This is a genomic window from Fervidobacterium changbaicum, from assembly GCF_004117075.1.
Taxonomy (GTDB): Bacteria; Thermotogota; Thermotogae; order Thermotogales; family Fervidobacteriaceae; genus Fervidobacterium; species Fervidobacterium islandicum.
The window spans coordinates 2216276-2241379 of sequence record NZ_CP026721.1; the positions used below are offsets into that span (position 1 = coordinate 2216276).

Sequence of the window (25104 nt, forward strand, 5' to 3'; positions counted from 1 at the left end):
GGATTGTGATAAATAGCACTAATATCCTCTCTCTGTGTTACAATAATGTTCAAGAGTAATCCTCGCATCTTGAAAATTGTTATACAAGAAACCAAGAACCCCAGACCATTTATGAGAATGAAGAAAATTATACATCAATAGAAGGTGGTATTAGTGGTTTTTCTTTCTGCGTTGTTTGTCTTATCCAGTATAACAAGTTTATCATTAGGTGCAAACAGTTTGCTAAGCAATCCAAAAGATAGACTAAACAAGATCTTCTTCGTGTTAACTCTTGATATCAGTGCATGGGCGTTTACGTACTCACTGATGAATATTTCTCAGGATGTTGCTGTAGCAACAGCGTTTCATAGAGTTGGAACTATATTCTACAGCTTGATGTATGCCATACTTTTGCACTTTATTTTGGTTTTGGTTAAAAAGGATAAGTATTTAAGAAATATGCTCCAACTATTCCTTTTTTACATTCCTGCATTCATTTCTATATATCTTTACTTTTTCTATAAGCCTGTCACGGTAGCAGATCATGTAAAAACTTCATTGGGTTACGTTTACATATATCCAAAATATAACAACTTAATTCTGGATTATTTTTTCCACATTTACTATATTTCCTACACTGCAACAGGGCTCTACATGTTAGTTAAATGGTCTAAAGATTCAAAATACCTGAAAGAGAAAAAGCAGGCCAAGATTTTAATTGAAACTATTCTTGCACCCTTTGCCATAGGAAGTGTAAGTGATATAGTTATACCAATGATGCAGAAGATAGCTCTACCACCAATTTCTGTCATATTGTTCAACATACCTATAATTGGCATTTGGTATTCAATGAAAAAGTACAAGTTGATGAATCTCAAAGTAGAGGAACTTATTACTGAAGTGCTTGAGATGATGAAGGAAGGGATGATAATACTAGATCCATATCTAAGGATCAGAGACGTGAATAAAGGTATGTTAGAGTTAACAGGATACGAAAAAGATGAGATTTGTACCTTGACTTTAGATAGTATCTTTGACACAGAAATAGATCTTTCCTGTCGAGAGAGCAGCGAAATGAACATTATAACCAAAACTGGTAGAAGGGTACCTATCCTTTTAAATGTTGAAGAGACCAAGGATAAGTTTGGAGATAGCTACGGATATTTGCTTTTGTTAAGGGAAATAAGTCAATTAAAGGAACTGCAATCAGCGATTATTAGATACAATAAAGAACTTGAAAAGAAGGTTGAAGAGCGAACAGACGAGCTGAAACGTGAAAAGATTAATGAACAAAAGCAGAGAGAAAAATATCAGACTCTGTTTGATAATTCGCAAGACGCAATTGTTGAGTTTGATCTTGAGGGAAACATAGTCAACATAAATAAGAAGTTTGAAGAATTGTTTGGATATACGAAAATGAATGTGAAAAATAAGCCACTCGATGAGGTTGTTTTTGAAAAGGACAGATACGATTTTGCAAAGGAAATTGGTGAAACGTTAATGGGGGTAGTTATTAATAAAGAGTCAATTCGGCATACAAAGGATGGAAATCCAATCAGTGTCATTGTTAAAAGCACTCCAATTTATATAGGTGGAACTATTATAGGTGGATTTATTATATGCACTGATATAACAGAAAACAAACAATATGAGCAAAAGCTTTCAGAAATTGCAATCAAAGACTCTCTGACTGGATTTTATAATCTGAATTACTTTGTTGATTATACAAGCAAAAATATCGATAACAAAATGTTGCCAATGGCAATGCTGATTTTTGATATTAATGGTTTGAAACTTGTAAATGACTCTCTCGGAAGGGATGGTGGCGACAGACTGCTTAAAACTTTCGCCGAGATCTTGAAAACCTCTGTTGGAAAGGAAAATCTGTTGTTCAGAATTGGTGGTGATGAATTTCTGATCTTACTGAAAAACGCTGACAAGCCGACTGTTGAGAATGTCATAAGGAATATTCAAAGTGCATTTGAGGTTTATAATGAGAGTTTAAAAGATGAGGATAAGATTTTAACGTTAAGCGTTTCTTACGGATATAGTCTTTTGGAAACTGAGAATGACGACTATAGATTGAAATTAAAGGAAGCAGATGACATGATGAACAGAAATAAACTGTTGGAAGAAATGAGCAATAAGAATCAGGTTATAAACATACTAATGTCTGCGCTGTCAGAAAGAGATTACGTAACGTCAGGTCACACCGAAAGAGTTATGTCCATGTGTAAAATGATAGCTGCAAAAATGAATCTAAGTGAAGATGAAAGAGAAAAGTTGATTCTCTTAGCACAGGTACATGATATAGGAAAAATTGGCATACCTGATGATATCTTAAACAAGAAGGGAAAGTTAACAAAGGAGGAATGGGAAATCATGAAGAGCCATTCTGAAAAAGGATACAAGATAGCAATTAACTCACCGGAGCTATCAAAAATTGCCGATCTAATCTTGCATCATCACGAAAGATGGGATGGAAATGGTTATCCAATGGGGTTGAAAGGTACCGAAATACCTATAGAATGCAGAATATTAGCCATTGTAGATGCTTATGATGCTATGACAAGTCAAAGACCATACAACACTCCTAAGACACACGAAGAAGCAATAGAGGAGCTAAAAAGGAATGCAGGAACTCAGTTTGACCCTACTATAGTTGAAGTGTTCATCGAGTGTATGAACAAATCCAAAAAACACTGAACATAGAATTTGATATTGTGTTTGATTGCATGTCTTGTATTTACGTAAATATGAAATGGACTGGGTTCATATAGAACATGGATAAAGAAATGCTCTCGGAGCAGTGTGTGAGCAAGATGGCAGAAAGAACCTCTATTGACGATGTCCAGAAAGAAAGGTTTCGAACACATTCAAAAAAGTTGGTGAATTGCATGACTGGTCGATCGAATAAGGTTCTTGTAGTAATAGGTTTGTTTCTTGTGTGGATTCCAGTGATATCTCCTGTTTTCTTTTCTATAATAGCCCTTATAGAAAGAGGCAGATTCCTGTTTGACTTTTTAATGCCTGCTGAATTGTTTTTGGTCTTTCTACCAGGTGCTATACTTCTTCTCTTGGTTGCGATAAGAACGAAAAACTACGTCAAACAAATCGGCTTTGGTTTGTTTTCAGCAATTGCACTTTTATTTGGAGGTCAGGCAATAGCTGAGATAACAGGCCTTGCCTCAGGTGAAAGAGAATTTGGTGGGTGGGTTGCTGTGTTGGTGACGGCGATGATAATTCTCTACAGCTTTGCAATTGTTGAGGTTGGCCTATCAGGTTTCTATCTCCTCAGAAAGCTTACATCAAACACTCATGAGGATACGAGTATTAACAAGTAAAATCAAATTTTGTGAGGGCAAGGTACTCTATTTATGCCCCATCTACATCATCAAGATTTCAAGAGGAGGTAGGGAGTATGAGTAGAAGAACAAAAGCTTTGATCAGCGGTCTTCTTCTTGTTTTAACACTTGTTGTTAACGCCTTGGGTGCTTTTGGTTTTATTAACGGTCGTTCTCAAAAGGATATTTCCGATTCATATCCCACGTTGATAACACCTGCACCTTCTACGTTCAGTATATGGAGCTTGATTTATATTCTGCTGATTTCTTCAGTTATTGTTATGATAGTCCGAGCAAATGATGAGTATTACGGAAATATTATCGACGAAATAGCTCCACTCTTCTGGTTGTCGTGTATTTTCAATATTATTTGGATAGTACTATTCTCTTTTGATTTAATTGGGCTTTCAACTTTAGCTATCTTTGGATTGCTCATAGTAGATATCTTGATAGTTCAAAGAATTGGGAAACTTCAAACTCAAAGAAGATTTCTGTTTCCAGTGACCTTTGGTTTGTATTCTGGCTGGTTGTTTATAGCAACGGTTGCAAATATCACACTTTGGCTCGTAAGTATTAATTGGAACGGCTTTGGAATCAATCCAGAAATATGGGGTGTTGTGATACTTCTTGTTGCCGTTGTACTCACATGGCTGGTTTTGACAAGGATAAAGAACGCAATCTTCCCTCTACCCATTGCATGGGCGTATTTTGGAATTTACAAAAATCTCACTTCACCGGAGGGATTCAACAATCAATACACACTACTGCCTAAGATAGCAATAATTGGTGGAATTTTACTGATCGCAATTGCTGTATTCCAACTCTACAGGAATAAATTCTGCTCAATGCCAATAAGAAACGAGTAATGAAAAAAAGTGACGGCAGGTACACCTGCCGTCATTCGTTTCAAAGATATAAAGATTGCGTGCGTTAAAACTGGCCATACTGTTGTGTCTCTGGGATTTCTTCTTGATTTTGTTCAAGCTGAGGTTTTGAAGGCTGTTCTACTGGCTGTTCAGTTGCCGGTTTCACAGGTTCCTTTTTTGCTTCTTGTGTTTTTTGCGGTGATTGCTCTAAAGAAGCAAGGTTACCACCGTTTTCAAGTGTTTTTAAGATCTCATAAGATCTTGTTGTCCAGTCCTGGCCCTTGTAGAGAACCTGAACAACTTTGACTTGTCCGGCTGGTTCAACTGCAAAATTCATTTTCAGGTTATCGCTTGTATAGACAACCCTATCGTTAGCTCTATCAATTTCCCAACCAATAGGTCCGAGTATTTCCTCGTACGTTCTGAAAGTGAATACAGTGTTTTTGACAAGTTCTACAACGTTGCTGCCTAAAGTATCAACTTTGAAGATTTTTGAGATTATGTAATCTGAGACTTCGTCAATTACGTTAATACCGTCCATAAACATATCTTCAAGAACGGGTTCCCTACCAAAGTAAAGGTCGAAAACAAATTTGAAATTCCAGTTTTTTGTTCCATATTTTCCAACACCTGTCAATACAACCCTGTCTTTTTGTGCATCGTATGACCAAGACAAATTCCTAAGATAGCTCTTAAATGCCTCCTCGTTGTTTGCAAAACTCGAGTATTTAACTATCTTTCCTGATTTAATCTTTTCTATTTTCTCAACCCCTTCGGGGCTTGTTGTCTGAGCTACGGGACCTGTCTGCTGAATTGTTCCAGCAGTGAATATCTTGCTGGTTAGCTCGTCAAACTTTTGCTCTACGTTGTTGAGCATAGCTTTTGAGAGGTAAATCCCACCTTTTGTGAAAAGGAATTCCATGTAAACTTTATCATTTGAAGCTGTTTCCGCAGTAACCAAAAGTTTAACATTGTTGGTTGCATATTGAATATCCCATTTGTCGTTCTTAACATACTGTGTGAAGAACTCTCCAAAAGTCTTTGTTGAATTTGGAACTTTGGTAGAAAAGATGATCTGCTTATATCTTTCAATATCCCTATTCTTGTCAATAGATGAGTACCGACTGTACAGGTATGATATTAAATATGGTATATCACCAGCTTCCACATCCTGTCCATTTAGCTGAGCATATTCCACAACGGTTTCTCCGTCTTCATTTATCCTAAACCCAATCGTTATGACTACTTCCTTGTTGTCTATGTTGTCCATTCCGTTGAATTCAACCATTTTTCTGTTCTCATCTTTTATCGTCCATCTTGCATTGTTTACTTTGGAAAGAACTTGCTCGATCGATTCGTATGGATACTCTTTTAGGAAGCTGTTTTTTACAACTTCGATAAGATCTCTGTCAACAGACTTTTTATAAACCTTTGCAAGAAAAATCCTTTTTTCAGTACTGTTCAATAGCTTATTATTTACAAATACCTTGTCAGGGACTATTCGAAGCTTACCATCAACCTTAGCGATGTTATAAATAATCTGTACGGTATTTCCATTTTCGTCCTTTCCTATCAAACTAATGTATTCTCGATCGTTTTCTTGGAAATAGTCGTAACTAACATTGCGTATATAGTTCAACACGTTCTTCGGATCTGATGATTCGTAATCGGCTATGGGTTTGGTAAGAATTAGGTTGTAAAACGCCTTTGCGTATATTTCTCTATACAATTCTTCTGGATTAGGAACGTTTTCGTTATTAATACTGATACTCAATAACCCTTCTTTTGTCACTTTCGCTGTATAAACATTGTTCATCTCATCCATACCCGTTATATTTACTATCCCAAAGCCTGACGGCTGAATAGACACATTTTTAAATGCATTTTCAAAGGCTTCTTTGATTGTTAGCACCTTGAAATCATTGAACGGCTTGTCTACAATCTGTTTCAGTGAATCGTAGTAAACCACTGAGAGCAACATAACAGTAACTATACCGATTACAATTACTGAGAAGAAAGTGTATCGCTTGCCTTTCTTCAGATTGTACCTTTTCATGTACCATACCTCCTTGAGCGTATATCAATCATTGACTCTGATATAATTATACACCGTTTTCAAAAATCTTTAACTAACGCTTTCTGAATATTTCTTTGGTTTTGTGTTCGACACCCTCTTGAAAAAACGGAAGTTATATGTTAAAATTTCGAAGGTATCAAAAACGTGTGCTGTTGTGAACAAACGGTAATATGTGGGGCCGTAGCTCAGCTGGGAGAGCGCTACCTTCGCACGGTAGAGGCCGTGGGTTCAAATCCCATCGGCTCCACCAATTAGATCAAAAGCCCTGGTTAACCCAGGGCTTTTTCCTTTTTCTTTTGCATATTTTTATTTTTTACTACCGAATCTTCTGACCCATTCTTGAGCAATGAATGCCGCGACGTCTTCTGCAAATGTACCAGGACCAAACCCAGCATCGAATCCAAGCTCTTTTGCAAGCTCGTGGGTAATCCTCGGACCACCTACTATGGCTATGACTTTGTCTCTAATTCCTTCTGCTTCAAGTAGTTCTATCAGATGTGTTAAATTTTTTATGTGTACATTTTTTTGTGTTACTGTTTGTGAAACAAGCAAAGCATCAGCTTTTACTTCAATAGCTTTGGCTACGAATTCTTCATTTGGGACTTGGCTGCCCATGTTGTATACCTCAAACATTCTGTACCTTTCAAGACCGTAGTGACCTGCGAATCCTTTCATGTTCAATATTGCATCAAGTCCAACCGTGTGCGCATCTGTACCCGTTGTTGCACCAACAACGACAAGTTTTCTGCCAATGTTTTTTTCTATGAAATCATCTATCTCTTCCATACTCATCTTGTGCACTTGGACTTTGGGAACTTTGATGGCTGTGTAATCTACAGTGTGTACACAATCACCGTAACCTATGAAGAACGTGAAACCGGGTGTGAGTTCGTGGTGGTAGACCACCATGGGGTTATCCAATCCCATTTTTTTCATGAGTTGCTTCGCTGCTTCCACAGCTTCGTCTCCATCAGGAACCGGGAGTGTGAAACTTACCTGCACTTTGCCGTCGTTCATCGTATCTCCGTAAGGTTTTATGGCCTTTAAATTCAGTGTTTTATCAAAGTCCTTCTTTTCAAGTGAATAGAGACCTCCACCCATGCATTTTCACCTCACAAAACTGTTTTTAATCTTTCTTGGCTTTGAGCATCTTTTCTATGAACGGGTTGTAGTAGTATTTGCCCTTTTCGAAAACACCGTCAAGTCCTTTTCCTCCGTTTATTGGACGTTTTGTGTTTGCGAAAACTCCCTTTTCGAGAGATTTAAACAAGCCATCTTCCCTCATCTTTTCAAGCAGTTCAATTGCTTGATCGAGCACCTGCTGAGCTCTTCTTTGGATTATACCACCAGGTTTGAAAATGACTTCGTCACCGATGTTTCTCATATTATTGAATATATACTTTGCCGTGTCAATAGCTACGTACCTGTCAGAGAGGAACGGAGTGTGTATCGCCTCGGTCATCATACCAAGTAGCTGGATACCTTGTTTTGTCCATATACCGACAACATTGAACATAGCATCCTGAACAAGACCACGGAATATGTTGCCCGTCATGAATCTTGTTGGTGGCATGTATTTGAGAGGTGCTTTCGGGAAGAGCTCTCTTGACAATTGTGCCTGAGCTAATTCGTACAAAAATCCATTTTCCAATGAAGGATCCATTTCAAATGCGTGACCGAGCCCCATCTGTTCTTCCGGTATGCCTGCTAAAAGTGCGAGTTGTTCGTTTATTAGTTGCGAAGATATAACGGTATAGCCTTGCTCGTAAGCGTCGGCTGTTGTCAAATAGTTGTCTTCACCCGTGTTAATGATAATTCCTGCGTAACCTAAGATGATCCTTGAGAAGTACTGGTCCACCATAGTTCTTATCATGTTTATATCTCTAAACAAAATTCCGTACAGTGCATCGTTTAACATGACATCCAGTCTTTCAAGTGCACCCAAGGCCGCAATTTCTGGCATGCACAAGCCAGAACTGTAGTTCGTTTGTCTTACGTACCTTCTCACTTCCTTAGCAACTTCATCTAAGGCTTTTCTCATGATTCTGAAGTTTTCTTGTGTTGCATACGTTCCTCCAAAACCTTCGGTAGTTGCTCCGTAAGGAACGTAGTCGAGCAGACTCTGGGCAGTTGACCTTATAACTGCAATAATGTCTGCTCCTTGCCTTACCGCAGCTTGCGCTTGCACAACGTCTTCATATATGTTTCCAGTTGCAACTATGACGTATATGTACGGTTGTGGTGGATCGCCAAGTTCCTCAAGCATTCTTTGTCTTTCCGCCTTTTTTTCATCTATTATTCCAATAGCTTTGTCAGCTAATTCATCAACAACACCCTTAATGTCATCCACACTGTGCATTGGCAATTTGGTAAGATCAAGTTTATCACTTGCAACGGCTTCTGCAATTTCCTGAGGAGTCATACCTGTTTCGAGTACAGCATTGCCGATGTACAGTGCGGCACCATTTTCAAGAGCACCTTTTTCTTTCAAATGATCAACAACAACATTTGGTAAAGGCACACCTTCATCGTTGATTCCGTCTATACCAAAGAACCTGCAAATCGTTCTTTCAACACTCACAGTTGAGTACTTTTGAACGAAATTTGTAACATCGAGTGCTATGTCTCTTGCCAATTGTCGAGCCTTCTCAACCTTTTTTGGGTCTATTCCGAGTTTACTTTCGAAATGCTCCATCTATTCTTCCCTCCTCGCTGTCTTTTCATTTTGTTGGCATCATTAATTATTTCCTACTTTCCAAAATCTTCTTAGCTTGCAAGATTATTTCTTCATTCACGCCAAGTAATTCCATAACCTTTATCGCTTCTTTCGGAACAGAACTACCGTCATCGGGGACAAGTTCGTAATCCATCAGGTCCTGAATATCGTTGAAAGACTGAACACTTTTTAGAGCATTCTCCCTCAATCCTTTAACTCTGAAACGCATCGGACATTCTACGTCGTCGAAGTGCGTAACGATTAGCACGAACTTTTCTGTTTTTTCAAAGCATTTGACAAGCGCATTGACGATGGCTGTTCCTTCGTACGGGTTTGTGGTTCTTGCAGGTTCGTCTATTAACACGAGTGCGTTGTTATTTAAAGCGTGTTTGTAAGCTTCGTTTATCAGCGTTATCTCCGATGCAAATGAAGAAAGACCACTCAACGGTCGCTGAAAATCTTCAGTTATCAGTGCTATAACTTCTACGAATGGGAGTTCAGCATGCTGTGATGGTACGAAGAAGCCAAGCGAGGCCATGTACTGAATAAGTGCAACAGTTCTTAAAATAACACTCTTACCTGACATGTTGGCACCGACAATTACAGTTACGCCACGTTTGATTGTTATATCCACAGGCTGATATTTTTTGCCACGCCTTTCAAGCTCATCTTTAAGCTGGGGATTGAACATTCCCATTATGCGTATCTCGTCTACTGGATATTCTTTGGGATGCAAATTGGGCTTTGTCAGACCAATTTCCTTTGACAATTTAGCTTTTGCTAATATGATATCAATGTATTTAATTCTGGTGATTGACTCATGCAAAATTTGAGCACGATCATGGAGCTTTTCCGATATTTTCTCGAGCACTTCGTCTTCTATGGCCTTTTCTTGCTGAGTAAGCTCGATTATGTAGCTTTCGGTATTCTCTGCGTCTACATTTTGGAGTAATTCTCGCTTCTTTTTTCTGATGTCGCGAAGCCTATCATCGTAAGCATCGTAAATGTAGAATGTTGGTAATCTTAGCTTTTCGGGGTCAAGGAGGTCTATTATTTCTGTTAAATCTGGGAGTGTAAAACGTTCATGACCAGAGATTAAATTCTCGTTCTTGTTTTTGATTTCTTGCGCAACAAGGACGAAATTTTTCAATTCAAAGAGCTCTATCTCATCGAGAGTTTCACCATTTGATATTCTTTCAATCGTTTTCGAAACATCGACAATGCATTCTAAATCGTGTTCAAGCTCTTCTACAACTTTAGGATAGTTGGTCAAGAGATGGAGGAAAAACTCAGTATCGTTAAGATGTTCTAATATATGTTCATAATTTAAAGGTTGAAGGTATTTAAAATATCTTTTCCCCATAGGAGTTTTGGGCTCGATTTTGTTTTTGATGTATTCAAATCCCGTCAGCCTTTCAAATTCTTCCCTCTTTGGAAGAGTTGTTGTTAGTGTCATTGGATTGTCCACCCACTTTAGTTAATCGATTCTGTTTCAAGCCTAACATCAATCACGGGAACGTCAACGTGTTTCTTTAGCTCTTGGATGATTTCAAGTGAGTTCAGTACATAACCGGTCGGTGAGAACGGGTTGACCGTTATTCCTATTATCGTTGCGCTCTTCAGTACACTTATTTTTGGTTTGTACTTTACGTAGTTTTCGTACGAGACAAAGACCTTGGTGAAGTCCCTAACTATTATTTCTTCGATGCCCTTGCTGTTTATAAATCTCAAAATACTGTCAGTCAGTGCACCTGGAATGTATATCTTTTGTATCTTTTCGTTTATAGCATTTCCTTCGCGCAGGCCCTCTATTTGTGTCGTATCGTACTGTTTACTCAAGTGAAGTGCCGATTCAACACCCAAATCTTTCCAGCTTCCATTTTGAAAAACGTGGACAGTAGATGCTTTGCTTAAAGCATCTTTATCATTCTCATTTGCTTCACTCAGCTGGCAGAGTGAATAGATGTACCTCGTATGCTTTATTATCTCCCTCTTATCAAGTGAATAAGCTGCACCTGTTGCAAGTACTATTCCATCCGCGATAAACGGTGTTGCCTGACTGAAGCGAGACAGTGCTCCGTCGATGATGACCAGTTCTGACAATTTCTTTAGCATTCCTACGGTTTCTTCCATCCAAGCAGCCGTAGGAGGACCAGAAAGTACAACTTTTCCAGGTTCAAGTGCCCTTGCAATGACAATCCTGCCAGTTGGTGTTTGCTGCTGAGAAACGTGAAGGATTTCCGAAAGCACCGTTTTCTTCTTGAAAAACAGTTCAGTTGTTGTGTATATGAAACTATAATCAACATGTACGGATGGCTTAAATGTACCAAAGACCAGATCTTTCTCCTCGCCATCCGTACCGATTGATGTAAGTGCGAGCGTTTTTTGAGATTTTACGTTTTTCACGATAAAGTTCAAGGTCTCTGTTTTACCAGTGTTTTTCTCAAGTCCAATGATTGCAATAACATTTTTCTCGAGAATTTCAGAAACAAGCCTATCGAAGTCTTTTTCCAAACTTCTCAATTCTCCCGATGTCTTTTCCATACTGCTCTCAAATCTTTACCAGTGCCTCACCTTCTATGGCGTTCTCCCCGTTTTGCTTTACAACATATGTTTCCAAGAGCACTCTTCGTTTTTCCTTATCTATCTCCTTTACCACTAACCTTACGGTAACTTCCTCGCCTATATACACAGGTCTTTTGAATTTTGCATTTTGCATCAGATAAATTGTCCCTGAGCCTGGGAATTCCATGCCAAGAACCGAGGAAACAATACCAAGCGATAAGATCCCGTGTGCTATTCTTCCACCAAATATAGTATTCTTTGCGTATTCTTCATCGAGATGAACAGGGTTCTTATCCCCAGTGGCTTCTGCAAAGAGCTTGACCATTTCGTCCGTCACAATCCTCTTTACCTCGTAAACTTGACCAACGTAAATGTCATCAATGTTCATCACCTTTTCCTCCTTTTTTCTCCTTCCATTCCATAATCCTCTCATGTCTTTCAAGGTGTGCGGGTTCAATGCTTATCTTCTTGTCAGTGAACAAGCTTGCAACACCTGAGAATTTGTATTTTGCTCTGTATTCGGAATCGTCAACATCAGATGTGGTATCTTCTGGTTCGTGGTAAGCAACAATAACACCTTCGTAGTTTCTGAGTATTACAGTGTGGTCTGACATTGATATCACATAATTGGGCATAACCCTTATCTTTCCGCCACCTGCTGGTGCGTCAACAACAAACGATGGTACGCAGAAACCAGATGTGTGCCCAATAAGGGCTTCCATTATCTCGAGACCTTTCTTAATTGAAGTTCTGAAATGAGTTAATCCCATAGAAAGATCACATTGGTAGATATAGTATGGTCTTACCCTGATCTTCACAAGTTGATGTACAAGTTCCATCATTATGTAAGGACTATCATTAATGCCCCTAAGCAACACCGTTTGATTACCCAATGGTATACCTGCATCTGCAAGCATTTCACATGCTCTTGAGGATTCTGGTGTTACTTCTTTTGGATGATTGAAGTGGGTGTTCAACCATATTGGATGGTATTTCTTAAGCATGTTTGTAAGTTCTGGTGTAACAATTTGTGGCAAGACAACAGGTGCTCTTGTTCCTATTCTTATAACTTCTACATGCTTGATTTTTCTAAGTTCTTTTAGAATATACTCGAGCATGTCAACACCAACAAGTAGGGCATCTCCACCAGATAGCAGAACATCCCTTACCTGAGGTGTTTCCCTTATGTACTCAATCATCGCATCAATCTCTTGTTTTGTCCTTGCTCTGTCATGTTGGCCTGCAAATCTTCTGCGCGTACAGTGTCGGCAGTACATTGAACACATATCTGTGATCAACATTAAGACTCTATCAGGATATCTGTGTGTAAGACCTGGTACAGGTGAATCTTCATCCTCATGGAGTGGGTCTGTCATATCCCATGGAGATACGAAAAGTTCTTTAGCAGTTGGAACCGCCTGACGTCTGATGGGGCATTTTGGATTATCAGGATCCATGAGGCTGGCATAGTAAGGAGTAATCGCCATTCTAAGTGTTTTAAGAGCATTCCTTACGCCTTCTTCTTCCTCAGGTGTAAGATTTATAACCTGCTTTAGCGTATCAACATCCATAATTCTGTTTCTCAATTGCCATTTCCAGTCGTTCCATTCTTCTTCTGTAACGTTTTTCCAAAGTGGAATTTCCTTAAAGTGTCTCGCCATTCTCGAAATACCTCCTTTAGTTTAGCAGTACAACTTTTCAAATAGTTCCCTTATTTCTTTTGACTCTCGGAGAATGTTGAGTGCGACTTCCGCATGACCTTTTGTGTAGCCGTTGCCAATTATCATCGTGACATCTTTTCCCACACCTTCAGCGCCAAGAGCCGCTCTTGTAAATGATGTTGCCATGCTGAAGAAATAGACGATTCCCTCATCTTTTGTGATAAGTATCGAAGACATTTCCGTAGCGGGTACGTTAACGTTGTTGATGACCACATCGCAGTACTGACCACCGGTGATTTCCATAACTTTCTGGTATACTTCAACAGGCTTTGTAGCATCTGCGATAATAACGTGGTGGGCAAGTCCCAACTGTTCTATTCTTTTTGCATTTTCTGGGGAATATTCTACAACGATTACTTTTCCATCTTTTCCGACCGCTTTCATCGCTTCGTATGCACACAGTATTCCTGATTTTCCACCGCCGCCAATAATACAAACAGTCATACCTGGTTTGACGAGTTTGCGTGTTTGTGCGGGTGCTCCAGCTACATCAAGTACAGCCAAAGCAAGCTTTTCAGGTATATCGTCGGGTAGCTTAGCATAAATACCACTTTCAAACAAGATAGCTTTACCCTCTATATCTACTTGGTCTGTGTCGATGTTCACATTGAGAATCTTGTCTATTCTCAAAGGCGTAAGCGATAAAGAAACAAGCGTTGCTATCTTGTCGCCCACTTTTAAGTCTGTTGGAAAATCTGGACCGATCTCTTCGACTATGCCTATCAACATGCCGCCAGAACCTGTGACAGGATTTTGCAACTTTCCACGTTCAGCAACGATTTTCAATATTGTGTCTTTTATACACTCAACATTCCCGTGACAAGACTCTTTAATTTGCGTGAAACTTGCGGAGTCTACATTAAGCGTTTTAACATCAATCAGCATCTCGTTGGTATAAATCTCCATTGTATTGTCAATTTTCGTTGCAGCTTGTGGTAGTGTTCCTTTGGGTTCAATAACCCTGTGCGTTCCAAATGGACACCCTTTAACGTTTTTCATACCTATACCTCCACTAATTCAACGTTTTATTTCTTAATCCCCAATATTCTTCTTGCTTCATCAGGTGTTGCAATCTCTCTGCCCACTTCTTTTGCAATGCGTACGATTCGTTCAACAAGCTGCGCATTACTCTTTGCAAGCTCACCCTTTCGGTAGTAGATGTTGTCCTCGAATCCTACCCTTACGTGTCCGCCCATAACTATCGCGTGCACAGCCAGCGGTAGTTCGTATCTACCAACTCCTGCAACTGACCATGTACAGCCTTCGGGCAGCTTGTTGACAAGAAAGACCAAATCTTCTATAGTTCCAGTCATCGCACCGGGAACACCCAAAACAAAATCGAAGTGAAGTGGTAAGTCTAATAATCCTTTCTTAACAAGTCTCAGAGCATTTTCAATCATTCCCGGCTCGAATATTTCTATTTCCGGTTTGATACCCTTTTCTTTCATGGTTCTGGCAAGCAGTTCCATAAACGACGGGGAGTTCATGAAGACGTCGTTGCCGAAATTACATGAACCGGCAGAAAGCGTCGCCATTTCCGGCATGGCATCCAAGCACTGAATTCTTTCTTCTGGTGTATGCCATACAGCCCCACCTGTTGAGAACTGTATTATTATGTCGCACTTTTCTTGAATTTTACGTTTGATCTCGGCGTACACTTCTTTTGATTGAGTAGGAGTTCCATCCGGCAATCTCGCATGGATGTGTGCAATAGAAGCACCCGCCTGCCAACACCTGTAGACCTCCTCAGCGATTTCGTCAGGAGTTACTGGAAGATTAGGCTGTTGTTCTTTTGTAACTTCTGCACCTGTAACTGCAACAGTGATAATTAGCTTTTCCATAGGTGTTCACCTCACATGTTGCGTGTATTTACGTAATATCATTCCTCGTGTTTGTACCTTTGTTTGTCTTTTGGAACAACACATGTACCGCTTGCTTTACAAACAAGGATTGGCTCTTCTAAGACCTCAGCTGCACTGTCGTTTATATCCGGTCTTGAGCGAATAACCTTGTAAGCTTCGAATTTCATTTTCCTTGAAGTGCGTCCAACTTCAACTATTTCCCCATGTGCTTCGATATAATCACCTGCAAAAACTGGGGCGAGGAATTCTATACTGTCATATGCTCTGAAAAGTCCTTCATCGCCATCGTATCTAATTAAAAGTTCGGTGGCAACATCTCCGAAAAGTTGCAATATCCTGGCGCCATCAACTAAATTACCTCCGTAATGTGCGTCACCTTGGCTCATGCGTATCCTAATCATTGCTTTTGGTAACTGCATGTTTTTTGCATTTTCCATGTTCTCATCCTCCAAGCATCAGTTAGCAAAAACCTCGAGACTAAAACTTTTTAAGATTCTCTGAAACTATCAACCTTGCCTCGGTTAATTTGAAAACTTCTTCAACAGTTGTTTCTTCGGCGATTTCTTCAAGTACAAGTCCTTCATCAGTTGGTCTGATTACAGCCAGTTCGGTTACGATAAGATCCACACGCCTAATGGATGTCAGAGGTAGTGTGCATTCCTTAAGTATCTTTGGCTCACCTTTTGCTGTGTGGGTCATTGCAACAATAACTCGCTTGGCACCGGTAACAAGATCCATAGCTCCTCCCATGCCTGGTATCATCTTTCCGGGTATCATCCAGTTCGCAAGGTGCCCTTTTTCATCGACCTGGAGCCCGCCAAGAACAGTTACATCCAAATGCCCTCCACGAATCATCGCAAAAGAAAAAGCACTATCAAACGTCATTGCGCCGGGTAGAGCGGTGACAAACCCTGCACCTGCGTTCGTCAAATCTTTGTTTTCAAAACCTTTTTCCGGTTCTGGTCCCATTCCGATTATTCCGTTCTCGCTTTGGAAAAAGACGTGAACGCCCTTGGGAATGTAGTTAGCTACAAGTGTAGGAAGTCCAATCCCAAGGTTGACCAAATCTCCTTCTTTTAATTCTTGAGCAACTCTTTTTGCTATCTTTTCTTTTGGGTCAATTGGCATATCACTTCACCCCCTGAGAGACCACGACATAATCTACAAGTACTCCGGGTGTTCGTATTTCATTTGGTGCCAACGTACCAACCGGAACAATCTCTTCAACCTCAACAATAACAAGTTCAGCTGCCATTGCCATTAAAGGATTGAAGTTTTCTGCCGTGAAGTTGTAAACAAGGTTTCCATAATAGTCACATCTTTTCGCCTTTATCAGTGCAATATCTGCTTTCAAAGGTAACTCGAGCAAGTATTTCTTTCCATCGATTTCAATAATTTGCTTCCCATTCTCAACGATAGTACCAACACCAGTGGGAGTAAGAATTCCGCCAAGGCCAGCACCACCCGCTCTAATGCGTTCAGCAAGAGTGCCTTGTGGAACGAGCTCAACTTCTAATTCACCAGCAATCATCTGTCTTTGCGTTTCTGGGTTTGTACCTATGTGGGAAACTATGACTTTTCTGCAGAGCTTGTTTTTAACAAGCTTACCAACACCGCGATCCTCGAATGCAGTGTCGTTTGCAATAATGGTCAGATTTCCGATGCCTCTTTCAACAATTTTGTCAACTATTCCTTCTGGCGTACCTACACCGAGGAAACCACCAACCATTATGGTGCTTCCTGGCTTGATAAATTCAACAGCATCGTCAAAGGATATTACTTTCAAGTCCGTTCCCCCCTTTACAGTAATGTAAGATTGAAGAATTCAAATTATTCACGTTCTTCCAATATTCAGTATATCATTGTTAACATGCGCTTTCTAACATCGAGAACTCACAATTTTCAGTGCATACTTAAGCAAAAAAGAGATTTCTGAAGGAAAAGTTAGAAAGGAGAAATCTTAATGCTGTTAGAAAGAAGCGGTTTTGTTTTGAACTAGGTAGCCTATTCTGTTTGTAACAATACGTAAAGTATGGTTAGATAGTATTTGAAAACATGCTATAATTAATAATAAGTTGGCCTCGACGATGTGGATCGATTTCGCTGGTATTTAGAATCTGTGAAATTGGAAAGGGTGGAATACATGAACAATACAAAACACATAGGAAATTACATCCTTAAAGAAATCAACGGCGTTTGGGTTGCAAAATCACCATTGCTCGAGCAGTTTCCGGAAATTACACATTATGTAACCACACGTAAAATTTCACCAGAAGCTGAACCTACCGACCTCACTGAGCTTAATTTGGCTCTCAGTTGTGAAGATTTTCCGAAATATTTTGAATTCTTTGCAAATAAGGTAAGGATCACTCCAGAAAGGTCCGTTTTTTCACACCAGGTTCACAGCAGGAATGTCAAGGTGGTTACAAGTGAGGATATCGGAGAACCTTACTGGAACAGAAAGCTTCGGGAAGTAGATGGACTTATAACAAGCGAAAAGGGACTTTACCTTGTTACTACCTACGCTGATTGCATGCCTATAATTGCGTACGACCCAACAAGGAAAGTCGTAGGTGTTGCCCACTCAGGTTGGAGGGGAACACTTTTGGAAATTGCAAAAGAGCTCATTTTGAAAATGAACGAAGAATTTGGAAGTGAACCGGCTGAGATATTTGTTTCCGTCGGTCCGTCGATTGGACCTGATAGCTTCGAAGTTGGTCCAGAGGTTGCAGCGGAGTTCTTGATGAAGTTTGGTAAGGAAGTTGTCAAGGAAGTAGAAGGAAAGATATACGTAAACTTATGGAGAGCTGTCCAGCTTACGCTGAACTCGGTTGGGGTATTTAGAATAGAGTTCTCAAACATAGACACATATATTCACACCGAATTTTTCTATTCTTACCGCAAAGAAAAGACAAAGAAAAGGTTCGCCGTTGTAATTGGATTGAATAGCTGATTTTTCAAGGAGGATTACAAGATGGAGAAAAATGTTCAGAACAGTAAGGAAGTATCAAAAGGGATTTCGGTATTTCAAATGGGAGATGTTGTGTCTATTCTTATCTTCATACTACTGGCCGTTATTTTGTTAAACGAAAGAACAAGAAATGCGTACGTTAGCCTCAATTCCGCACATCCATATTTGTTGGGTTTCCTAAAGGTGGGGATTCTGGCCACATTTGGTGAGGTTCTGTCGTTAAGAATAACTAAGGGGAAATATATTCTTCCAGCTGGAGTACTTTACAGATTCCTAGTCTGGGGATTTTTAGGGATCGTATTTGTGGCTGTTTTTGAGCTCTTCGCTTCGGGAACAAAAGTCTTGTTAGATAAGAATTTACTGCCCTATGTAGAGAGCGCAAGAGCATTCTTTCAGGCGTTCTATACAAGCCTTCTTATGAACTTGATCTTTGCCCCAACGTTCATGTCATTTCACAGAATTACCGACGGATATATTGACTTATCTGGTGGGAGATTGAGAAAGATGTTTTCAACAAGTTTCGATGAGGTCTTACGAGCAGTGGATTGGAATTTTTTCGTGAAATTCGTACTCGGTAAAACAATTCCACTTTTCTGGATTCCTGCTCATACGATAACATTTTTGCTGCCTGCTAGTTATAGAGTTCTGGTTGCTGCGTTGTTGTCCGTTTTTCTTGGTATATTACTCTCTTTTAGGAAGCGTTCTACCAGTGTTCGACATGGATGAATTGTTTATAGTTTTAGAACGATTAGAATGCTTTAAGCTTTTCAACAACTTCTTGGCTCGTGGAAATTGTTGAAAAACCATGGGCCAAATTTTTTAGTGAAGCGTAATGGTACCACTCGTCTTTATCCCACAGGCAGTCTTCCACCATGACAATTTCATATCCTCGCACAAAACCAGAACGTGCTGTGGTTTCGCAGCAAAGGTGGGTCATAACACCAGTGATAATGAGTTGATTAATACCATGTGTTTTTAGAAGTTCATCGAGATTTGTTTGATAAAACGCATCGTACGTTTCCTTTTCTATCTTAAAGTCTATTAGCCTTTCGTCAATACATAACTTCGTCCACTGCTCTTCGACGATGTTACCCCACCATTTTTTCATGTTGTTGCTCCCGTTTTTGTGAATAGTGGCTATTATAGGTAGGGATTTGTTTATTGCTCGAATACTTTCGATGAAGTTTTTTATTCTTTCAAGTACACTTTCAGAGCCTCTAAGGTAAGCGGGGGAATTTTTATCAAAAAAGTAATTCTGAACATCAACGATTAAAACAGCGGGACTAGATATGGTAAGAGGATGCTTTGTTTTCTCAAGGTAGAACACAAATGATCACACTCCCACTGTATTAAAAGTGTTAGCTTCTGGATTCACCTGTCAACGTAAATTTCTATTTTTATCACGTTTTCATCGTTTGAAACTTCGAGTTTTTTCAAATACGGTGCAATAGCGTATATATCTTGTAGATTCCCTACGTGTGTTGCTAATGAGGAATAGTATTTTAATTCAGAATGATCCTTTATTTTCGAAAGTTTTTTTAGTTCGATCATCATATCTTCTGTTACACTCATGTGTGCTTCGATAACTATGTAGAAATTCTTTTCAAGTGCAACGATCTCAGAGGATATAATGTGTGCACCATTCTTCAGTAAATAGTAAGTCATTTCGTTTATCACCGATACGAGCAGCTTTTCAAGTTCCATCAGTTTTGCCCCCTTCCACTATTCCATTTTTCAAGCAAGTTCTTAATAATAGTATCTTTCAGGTTCTTAAACGCGTCGATTATTGGTAGCAAAAAGAGTGCTACGAATCCTCCGGAAAAACCGTTATTGTACAAGTTCATCCCAAAGTGTAAAGTACCTATGTTCAGCACAAGAGCACTGTGCAAGTATCCAGCGATAACTCCCCAAATAAATCCAAATTCCCCAGCTACTGGTGCAAGTGTTGTGCCAAAGAGTACCGCTAAAACCATGGCAGGACTGTTGAATTCCTGGGCGTTAGTAAAAGCACCGATAAGTACGCCAATTACAATTGGTAATATGTTCTTCGGATGTTTTCCGAGTGCACCAAAACCGGCAAGCGTCATTATGCCGCCTATTGTTGGCCCATTTAGTTCTGAACCGATGAGAAGTACGAATGTTGTACCAGCAAGTCCGAGAATTCCAATATTTATAAATGTTACTGCCGCATTTTCCAAAAGTATAAAATCTGTCAACAATTTGCCGGAGTAATTGAATATGTTTTTGTAACCTTTGAACGACCAGTTGTTTAGTTTTAATCCGTATAATAAAATCGCGTAGAAAAGAGCGTATATAAATATTGCAAGTAATAGCTGATGTTCTCTGTGCCAGATAAGTCGTTGCTCCGGATGGAGGTTATACGCTTTCAAAAGTGCACCTATAAACATTCCAAGCAATCCTGCTGTGAATCCTATATTGTAAAGGTTGTAACCGCGGTGCAAAGTTAACGAGAAACTTGCAAGAGGTGGTAAGAAGAAACCAATTAGTAATGCCAAGACTAATCCCGTCAAATTAAATCCCTTGTTCAAAACCAGATGTGTAGTGATAGGTGCAAGTGCCGTACCGAATAACGCAACATAGAGATATGTTCTAATATTCTCACCGATTAACAACGTATACAGAAACACTCCAGCAACAAGTGGCCAGACGTTGAATATGTTCTTTCCAAAGAGTGCAAATCCACCGATTGTCATTATTGAAGCAATGGAAACACCTGTAGGCTGTATCGTTAGTGTTTTGAGTAACAGTATAAATAAAAGCATAAGGAGACCGCTATTAAGAAAGGCACCTCCAACACCCGCAATTTCCAAGTAGTCTGTAATTAAATAGTCAGGTGAGTGAATGATAGCACTTAGCTCCGATAATAAGTCTACATTTCCTACCACCAGACCAAAAAATATGAAAGAAGTAGAAATAAAAAGCAGCAGTTTATAGACCACATGTCCCCCTCCTACATAAAAATATGGTATAAATAATTTAGCTTAAAAAAATTGAGGGCAGGACAACTTATGTCACCTTGGCTTTTAAGCCATTTAAGGAGTCTGTTGCCTGCCTTTAACCATGATTAGTTGGTTGGGCTTTCAGCCCTCGTCAGCATGGAGGATTGGTTCAGCAGGCTCCCTGCCCTCATCATTCGAAAGGAGGTTCTTGTATGAATAACTTCTCCATATTCGTCGGCATCGATGTTTCCAAGGATAAGTTCAACGTCTGCGCTATCTCTAATCCCAGTTCCATCATCTTCGAATCTTCTTTCGATATGTCCCAGCAAGGCTTTTCCTCCTTCGCAAACAAACTCTCTGCCTTCCCAAAACAATCCATCATCATCGCTATGGAATCTACTGGCTGTTATCATCTCAACCTTCTGGCTTTCCTTTCTTCCAACGACTTTGCTTGCGCTGTTTTTAATCCTCTAACTGTTAAAAACTTTGCTTCTCTTCGAAAGACCAAAACCGACAAAATCGATGCTCGCATTATCGCTACTGCTTTGTTTTACCTACAACATCAAATTCCTTCTTCTGCTTTTGTCAACTCTGAGCTTCGTGATATTGTCAGAGCACGCGAAAACATTATCCACCGCATCGCAAAAGTTAAAGGCAATATCGAAAAACTGCTCAACGTTCTTTTCCCTGAACTCGAAAGAGTTACCAATATCTACAGTGACACTATCCTCAATCTTCTTTCTCATTTCCCTTCTGCCAAGGCTATTCAAAAGGCTCGTAATCTGGATGTGTTCTTTTCCAAAGACCGTGGCAGAAGTACAAAACTTAATGCTCAAAAACTTAAAGAACTCGCTAATAACTCGATTGCTCAATATTGGCCGATGAAAGAAAAGATTCTTGTGCAAAATATCAAAGAACTACAATTTTTACAGCAACAGCTTGAAGAATACGACAAGATGATGAAAGAATATTGCGAATGTAGTGCGATAAACCTTGATATCGAGATACTCACGTCAATACCAGGTATTGGTGAAAACAGCGCGATGCATTTCTTGGCAGAAGTTGGAGATATCTCAAGATTTAGTACATACAAAAAACTCATTGCGTATTGTGGACTCGATCCAAGCATTGCCCAATCAGGCAAAAGCAAAGTAGAAGGACACATATCGAAAAGGGGCAATGCCCACCTAAGACGAATACTATGGCTAATGGCAGTGAGTGTAGTGATTCACAACGAATATTTCCGAACATACTATGAACGAAAAAGGCAGCAAGGTTTACCGTACAAAAAAGCGATAATGTCAGTAGTACACAAGTTATTGCGAACGTTGTACGCAATGTTGAGAAAGAAAGAGAAGTTCAATATTGATTATGCTATCTCACACTCAAAACAAAAATTTAATTTTGCATAGTTGACTCCTTATACATTAAAGAAATAGTAACTCCGAGTCCACTAAGTTCTACACAGATAATTCTATCATAACGTTCGTTCATTTAGAAAAAAAGAACGAGGGGCTTTGCCCTCGTTTTAATTCGAATATTTAAGTAATTTCGTTTTCATCATATCTCAAGACCAGACCAACAAAAAGTCCACGAAATTTTGTTTGATTTTGCATCTTGTTAAAGCTTTGCCACTTCAAAATTTCTATCGTCTTCTTTCAAAAAATTAACTCCAAGGTACACGACCCAGGTATCGACATAGTCAAGTGCGAATTCCACAACACTGGTTGTTAGAAAAATTTGCAGGTACGTCTTAAAATCAACAAGTCCAAGGAATGCAATTGTCACAAATATGAGGTTATCGACAATTTGTCCTATCTTTGTTGCAGCGTTATTTCTCACCCAGAGTTTTGTTTTTCCTTTAAGAGCGTGATGTATCCAGACTGCCGTGTAACCGGAGAGTATAAAAGCGGTCCAACTTGCAAATGCTATTCTGGGAGTCAAAGCAAAGACTTGTGATAGATAGCTCTGTGCAAAGTCGTTTTTAGATGGAACATAGCTTGTATAGACGAGGCCAAGTAAAACAAAGGCAAGTTGCGCAAAAAATCCAGTCCAAACAGCTTTTCTTCCCTCTTCTTTACCATAAACTTCTGTCAAAATAGAATAGATAACGAATGCCATGCCCATGCTCATGTTGGCAGCAGTTACTTCAAGACCGAATAATTTGAATAGCTTCGCAACACCAAGGTTCGATGCTATGATAAGCGTGGCTAGAGCTACGTAAGCTCCTTCTCTTTTCATAAACCGAAGTGCCAAAAGAATAATCAAGGTTGAAAGCATGTACTCCAAAAACAGCACAAAAACGTTGAACATACCAATACCTCCCTAACCTTCTTCGATGCTGTTAACTAAAAGTATTGAAAATTTCCAAAAACCGTATTATCTTCTTATTAGTGGAACACCCCCCACCATCAATTCTCACAAAAAGGAGGTACTCCACTATGCAAAATTCTGTAGTCTCTTGCCCCAAATGCGGCTCTACCAACATCTACAAAAACGGTCATGATAAGTACGGTAACCAACAATACTTTTGCAAAGACTGTAAGCGCACTTTCAGACTTGTTCATTCAAAAAAACACAAGCTCTTCTCTTTCCCTTATCCTAAATGCCCTGTCTGTGGAAAAACTATGCAAATCCACAAAGTCAAAAAAGCCTTCGTTAAGTTCCGTTGCCGTTCTTGCCATACCAGAGACGAAATCCCAACTAACTTACCTCAATTTGTCCCTCTTCCTTTCGACTCTTTCAAGTTCTTCCGTTTCCCTATCTTTATTGTCCTTAAAGCCTTCGTCCTTTATTTCAAAGCTGTGTCCTTGCGTTCCATCAGAGACTCACTTAATATCAAAGTCTCTCATGTCGCTATCTACAAGTGGATCCTTAAGTTGTCTTGTTTCTTTTCCATCCTCGTTCCTGTAGATGCTTTCAAAGTCCATGGTGATGAAACTGTCGTTTTGTTTAAATCCAAAAAGTACTACGTTTGGTTCTTAGTTGAGCACGATTCGAATCTTATTGTTGCTTGGCATGTATCCAAATATCGCGATATGGGTCAAGTGAAGATATTGTTAGAGAAGTTCTTTGGTAACAACGAAAGAACAATCGAACTAATTACAGATGGACTTGGTGCATATGGTGCAGTGAAGATACTATACAAGAATATCAATCATATTGTTGTGAGACTTGGGCAAAACAATCAATGTGAATCGAAGTTTTCGTTATTCCAAGACTTTGTACGAGCCAAGCGTGGATTTAAGAATATTGACAATCTTCCAATGTACGTGAACAGCTTTTGTGTAGTGAGAAATCTCTTGAAACTGAACAACAATGATATTGCGCGTGTTATCTGTGTTCTATTGTCTTCCATCACTACAAGTTAACAGGATCCTTTCGACTCTTTCAAGTTCTTCCGTTTCCCTATCTTTATTGTCCTTAAAGCCTTCGTCCTTTATTTCAAAGCTGTGTCCTTGCGTTCCATCAGAGACTCACTTAATATCAAAGTCTCTCATGTCGCTATCTACAAGTGGATCCTTAAGTTGTCTTGTTTCTTTTCCATCCTCGTTCCTGTAGATGCTTTCAAAGTCCATGGTGATGAAACTGTCGTTGTGTTTAAATCCAAAAAGTACTACGTTTGGTTCTTAGTTGAGCACAATTCGAATCTTATTGTTGCTTGGCATGTGTCTAAGTATCGTGATATGGGTCAGGTGAAGATATTGTTAGAGAAGTTCTTTGGTAACAACGAAAGAGAAATCGAACTAATCACTGATGGACTTGGTGCGTATGGTGCAGTGAAGATACTATACAAGAATATCAACCATATAGTTGTGAGACTTGGGCAGAACAATCAATGTGAATCTAAATTTTCGTTATTCCAAGACTTTGTACGAGCCAAGCGTGGATTTAAGAATATTGACAATCTTCCAATGTACGTAAACAGCTTTTGTGTAGTGAGAAATCTCTTGAAACTGAACGGGAATGATATTGCGCGTGTTATGAGTGTTCTATTGTCTTCCATCACTACAAGTTAACAGCATCCCTTCTTCTTTAACTTT

23 protein-coding genes, 1 tRNA gene and 2 pseudogenes are annotated in these 25104 nt (G+C 39.5%); 10 read left to right on the forward strand and 16 right to left on the reverse strand.

Going from position 1 to position 25104, the window contains the following annotated elements:
* Positions 1 to 153 precede the first annotated feature (153 nt).
* The 3 genes from CBS1_RS10090 (at position 154) to CBS1_RS10100 (ending at position 4189) form a co-directional block, all read left to right on the forward strand.
* Entirely contained in the window at positions 154 to 2685 is a 2532-nt protein-coding gene (locus CBS1_RS10090; protein ID WP_164969269.1) for an HD domain-containing phosphohydrolase, read from the forward strand.
* Between the two features lie 116 nt (positions 2686 to 2801).
* Positions 2802 to 3323: a hypothetical protein gene (locus CBS1_RS10095; RefSeq protein ID WP_164969270.1), complete on the forward strand. Its 522-nt coding sequence runs from the start codon at positions 2802 to 2804 to the stop codon at positions 3321 to 3323.
* Positions 3324 to 3400: 77 nt separating this feature from the next.
* A complete protein-coding gene (locus CBS1_RS10100) occupies positions 3401 to 4189 on the forward strand; it encodes a TspO/MBR family protein (RefSeq protein WP_090222525.1) in 789 nt (262 codons plus the stop codon).
* 64 nt (positions 4190 to 4253) lie between these two features.
* On the opposite strand, the gene CBS1_RS10105 is transcribed toward CBS1_RS10100, so the two are convergent.
* A complete protein-coding gene (locus tag CBS1_RS10105) occupies positions 4254 to 6245 on the reverse strand; it encodes a hypothetical protein (protein ID WP_090222526.1) in 1992 nt (663 codons plus the stop codon).
* A gap of 195 nt (positions 6246 to 6440) precedes the next feature.
* Between CBS1_RS10105 and CBS1_RS10110 the strand changes: the two genes are divergently transcribed.
* Positions 6441 to 6516, forward strand: a tRNA-Ala gene (locus CBS1_RS10110).
* Between the two features lie 56 nt (positions 6517 to 6572).
* Here CBS1_RS10110 and kamE read toward each other — a convergent pair.
* The 11 genes from kamE to atoD are packed head-to-tail and all read right to left on the reverse strand — an operon-like array spanning position 6573 to position 16916.
* On the reverse strand, positions 6573 to 7367 hold the full coding sequence (gene kamE / locus CBS1_RS10115; protein WP_090222527.1) for a lysine 5,6-aminomutase subunit beta: 795 nt from the start codon (positions 7365 to 7367) through the stop codon (positions 6573 to 6575).
* 25 nt (positions 7368 to 7392) lie between these two features.
* Positions 7393 to 8961, reverse strand: coding sequence for a lysine 5,6-aminomutase subunit alpha (kamD, locus tag CBS1_RS10120; protein ID WP_090222529.1), 1569 nt, complete (start codon positions 8959 to 8961; stop codon positions 7393 to 7395).
* A 46-nt stretch (positions 8962 to 9007) separates the two neighbouring features.
* Positions 9008 to 10438, reverse strand: coding sequence for a lysine 5,6-aminomutase reactivase ATPase KamC (kamC, locus tag CBS1_RS10125; RefSeq protein WP_090222530.1), 1431 nt, complete (start codon positions 10436 to 10438; stop codon positions 9008 to 9010).
* 17 nt (positions 10439 to 10455) lie between these two features.
* The gene (gene kamB / locus CBS1_RS10130) at positions 10456 to 11526 is read right to left on the reverse strand and encodes a lysine 5,6-aminomutase reactivase subunit KamB (protein ID WP_090222532.1); all 1071 of its coding nucleotides are present in this window, start codon (positions 11524 to 11526) and stop codon (positions 10456 to 10458) included.
* Between the two features lie 7 nt (positions 11527 to 11533).
* Positions 11534 to 11935 (reverse strand): MaoC family dehydratase, encoded by a 402-nt coding sequence (locus CBS1_RS10135; protein ID WP_033191144.1) that lies wholly within the window; start codon positions 11933 to 11935, stop codon positions 11534 to 11536.
* The gene (kamA, locus tag CBS1_RS10140; RefSeq protein WP_090222533.1) at positions 11925 to 13208 is read right to left on the reverse strand and encodes a lysine 2,3-aminomutase; all 1284 of its coding nucleotides are present in this window, start codon (positions 13206 to 13208) and stop codon (positions 11925 to 11927) included. Before kamA ends, CBS1_RS10135 begins: the two co-directional genes overlap by 11 nt.
* Positions 13209 to 13229: 21 nt before the next feature.
* Positions 13230 to 14267 carry an L-erythro-3,5-diaminohexanoate dehydrogenase gene (gene kdd / locus CBS1_RS10145; protein WP_090222535.1) on the reverse strand — a complete coding sequence of 346 codons (1038 nt, stop codon included), beginning with the start codon at positions 14265 to 14267 and terminating at the stop codon, positions 13230 to 13232.
* A 26-nt stretch (positions 14268 to 14293) separates the two neighbouring features.
* Positions 14294 to 15109 (reverse strand): 3-keto-5-aminohexanoate cleavage enzyme, encoded by an 816-nt coding sequence (kce, locus tag CBS1_RS10150; protein ID WP_090222537.1) that lies wholly within the window; start codon positions 15107 to 15109, stop codon positions 14294 to 14296.
* A 38-nt stretch (positions 15110 to 15147) separates the two neighbouring features.
* Positions 15148 to 15567, reverse strand: a complete 420-nt coding sequence (gene kal / locus CBS1_RS10155) for a 3-aminobutyryl-CoA ammonia lyase (RefSeq protein WP_176759485.1) — start codon at positions 15565 to 15567, stop codon at positions 15148 to 15150.
* A 40-nt stretch (positions 15568 to 15607) separates the two neighbouring features.
* Positions 15608 to 16258, reverse strand: coding sequence for a 3-oxoacid CoA-transferase subunit B (locus tag CBS1_RS10160; RefSeq protein ID WP_164969231.1), 651 nt, complete (start codon positions 16256 to 16258; stop codon positions 15608 to 15610).
* A 1-nt stretch (position 16259) separates the two neighbouring features.
* On the reverse strand, positions 16260 to 16916 hold the full coding sequence (gene atoD / locus CBS1_RS10165) for an acetate CoA-transferase subunit alpha (protein ID WP_090222538.1): 657 nt from the start codon (positions 16914 to 16916) through the stop codon (positions 16260 to 16262).
* A gap of 357 nt (positions 16917 to 17273) precedes the next feature.
* On the opposite strand from atoD, the gene pgeF reads away from it, so the two are divergent.
* The gene (gene pgeF, locus CBS1_RS10170) at positions 17274 to 18083 is read left to right on the forward strand and encodes a peptidoglycan editing factor PgeF (RefSeq protein WP_033191151.1); all 810 of its coding nucleotides are present in this window, start codon (positions 17274 to 17276) and stop codon (positions 18081 to 18083) included.
* A 21-nt stretch (positions 18084 to 18104) separates the two neighbouring features.
* On the forward strand, positions 18105 to 18827 hold the full coding sequence (locus tag CBS1_RS10175) for an Mpv17/PMP22 family protein (protein WP_090222540.1): 723 nt from the start codon (positions 18105 to 18107) through the stop codon (positions 18825 to 18827).
* A gap of 22 nt (positions 18828 to 18849) precedes the next feature.
* On the opposite strand, the gene CBS1_RS10180 is transcribed toward CBS1_RS10175, so the two are convergent.
* The 3 genes from CBS1_RS10180 to CBS1_RS10190 are packed head-to-tail and all read right to left on the reverse strand — an operon-like array spanning position 18850 to position 21061.
* On the reverse strand, positions 18850 to 19428 hold the full coding sequence (locus CBS1_RS10180) for a cysteine hydrolase family protein (RefSeq protein WP_090222541.1): 579 nt from the start codon (positions 19426 to 19428) through the stop codon (positions 18850 to 18852).
* Between the two features lie 44 nt (positions 19429 to 19472).
* Positions 19473 to 19805 carry a hypothetical protein gene (locus CBS1_RS10185; protein WP_090222543.1) on the reverse strand — a complete coding sequence of 111 codons (333 nt, stop codon included), beginning with the start codon at positions 19803 to 19805 and terminating at the stop codon, positions 19473 to 19475.
* Positions 19805 to 21061 carry a DUF1576 domain-containing protein gene (locus CBS1_RS10190; protein WP_033191154.1) on the reverse strand — a complete coding sequence of 419 codons (1257 nt, stop codon included), beginning with the start codon at positions 21059 to 21061 and terminating at the stop codon, positions 19805 to 19807. The genes CBS1_RS10185 and CBS1_RS10190 overlap by 1 nt, the downstream gene beginning before the upstream one ends.
* A 212-nt stretch (positions 21062 to 21273) precedes the next feature.
* On the opposite strand from CBS1_RS10190, the gene CBS1_RS10195 reads away from it, so the two are divergent.
* Complete coding sequence (locus CBS1_RS10195; protein ID WP_241685499.1) at positions 21274 to 22473, forward strand: IS110 family RNA-guided transposase; 1200 nt, start codon at positions 21274 to 21276, stop codon at positions 22471 to 22473.
* A 208-nt stretch (positions 22474 to 22681) separates the two neighbouring features.
* On the opposite strand, the gene CBS1_RS10200 is transcribed toward CBS1_RS10195, so the two are convergent.
* The gene (locus CBS1_RS10200) at positions 22682 to 23374 is read right to left on the reverse strand and encodes a queuosine precursor transporter (protein WP_033191155.1); all 693 of its coding nucleotides are present in this window, start codon (positions 23372 to 23374) and stop codon (positions 22682 to 22684) included.
* A 128-nt stretch (positions 23375 to 23502) separates the two neighbouring features.
* On the opposite strand from CBS1_RS10200, the pseudogene CBS1_RS10875 reads away from it, so the two are divergent.
* The 3 genes and pseudogenes from CBS1_RS10875 to CBS1_RS10590 form a co-directional block, all read left to right on the forward strand.
* Positions 23503 to 23574, forward strand: a pseudogene (locus CBS1_RS10875) (hypothetical protein); the annotation flags it as partial.
* A 114-nt stretch (positions 23575 to 23688) separates the two neighbouring features.
* Positions 23689 to 24432, forward strand: a complete 744-nt coding sequence (locus CBS1_RS10585; RefSeq protein ID WP_338323362.1) for a DDE-type integrase/transposase/recombinase — start codon at positions 23689 to 23691, stop codon at positions 24430 to 24432.
* A gap of 9 nt (positions 24433 to 24441) precedes the next feature.
* Positions 24442 to 25080 (forward strand): annotated as a pseudogene (locus CBS1_RS10590) (DDE-type integrase/transposase/recombinase); the annotation flags it as partial.
* Positions 25081 to 25104: the final 24 nt, after the last annotated feature.

Coding starts and splice junctions, on each gene's coding strand:
- CBS1_RS10200 (WP_033191155.1), bottom strand. CDS start 23,374: ATGTTCAACGTTTTTGTGCTGTTTTTGGAGTACATGCTTTCAACCTTG.
- kce (WP_090222537.1), bottom strand. CDS start 15,109: ATGGAAAAGCTAATTATCACTGTTGCAGTTACAGGTGCAGAAGTTACA.
- kamE (WP_090222527.1), bottom strand. CDS start 7,367: ATGGGTGGAGGTCTCTATTCACTTGAAAAGAAGGACTTTGATAAAACA.
- kamB (WP_090222532.1), bottom strand. CDS start 11,526: ATGGAAAAGACATCGGGAGAATTGAGAAGTTTGGAAAAAGACTTCGAT.
- kdd (WP_090222535.1), bottom strand. CDS start 14,267: ATGAAAAACGTTAAAGGGTGTCCATTTGGAACGCACAGGGTTATTGAA.
- CBS1_RS10585 (WP_338323362.1), top strand. CDS start 23,689: ATGCAAATCCACAAAGTCAAAAAAGCCTTCGTTAAGTTCCGTTGCCGT.
- kal (WP_176759485.1), bottom strand. CDS start 15,567: ATGGAAAATGCAAAAAACATGCAGTTACCAAAAGCAATGATTAGGATA.
- CBS1_RS10175 (WP_090222540.1), top strand. CDS start 18,105: ATGGAGAAAAATGTTCAGAACAGTAAGGAAGTATCAAAAGGGATTTCG.
- pgeF (WP_033191151.1), top strand. CDS start 17,274: ATGAACAATACAAAACACATAGGAAATTACATCCTTAAAGAAATCAAC.
- CBS1_RS10135 (WP_033191144.1), bottom strand. CDS start 11,935: ATGAACATTGATGACATTTACGTTGGTCAAGTTTACGAGGTAAAGAGG.
- kamA (WP_090222533.1), bottom strand. CDS start 13,208: ATGGCGAGACACTTTAAGGAAATTCCACTTTGGAAAAACGTTACAGAA.
- CBS1_RS10105 (WP_090222526.1), bottom strand. CDS start 6,245: ATGAAAAGGTACAATCTGAAGAAAGGCAAGCGATACACTTTCTTCTCA.
- CBS1_RS10100 (WP_090222525.1), top strand. CDS start 3,401: ATGAGTAGAAGAACAAAAGCTTTGATCAGCGGTCTTCTTCTTGTTTTA.
- CBS1_RS10185 (WP_090222543.1), bottom strand. CDS start 19,805: ATGGAACTTGAAAAGCTGCTCGTATCGGTGATAAACGAAATGACTTAC.
- kamD (WP_090222529.1), bottom strand. CDS start 8,961: ATGGAGCATTTCGAAAGTAAACTCGGAATAGACCCAAAAAAGGTTGAG.
- CBS1_RS10160 (WP_164969231.1), bottom strand. CDS start 16,258: ATGCCAATTGACCCAAAAGAAAAGATAGCAAAAAGAGTTGCTCAAGAA.
- kamC (WP_090222530.1), bottom strand. CDS start 10,438: ATGACACTAACAACAACTCTTCCAAAGAGGGAAGAATTTGAAAGGCTG.
- CBS1_RS10195 (WP_241685499.1), top strand. CDS start 21,274: ATGAATAACTTCTCCATATTCGTCGGCATCGATGTTTCCAAGGATAAG.
- CBS1_RS10095 (WP_164969270.1), top strand. CDS start 2,802: ATGGCAGAAAGAACCTCTATTGACGATGTCCAGAAAGAAAGGTTTCGA.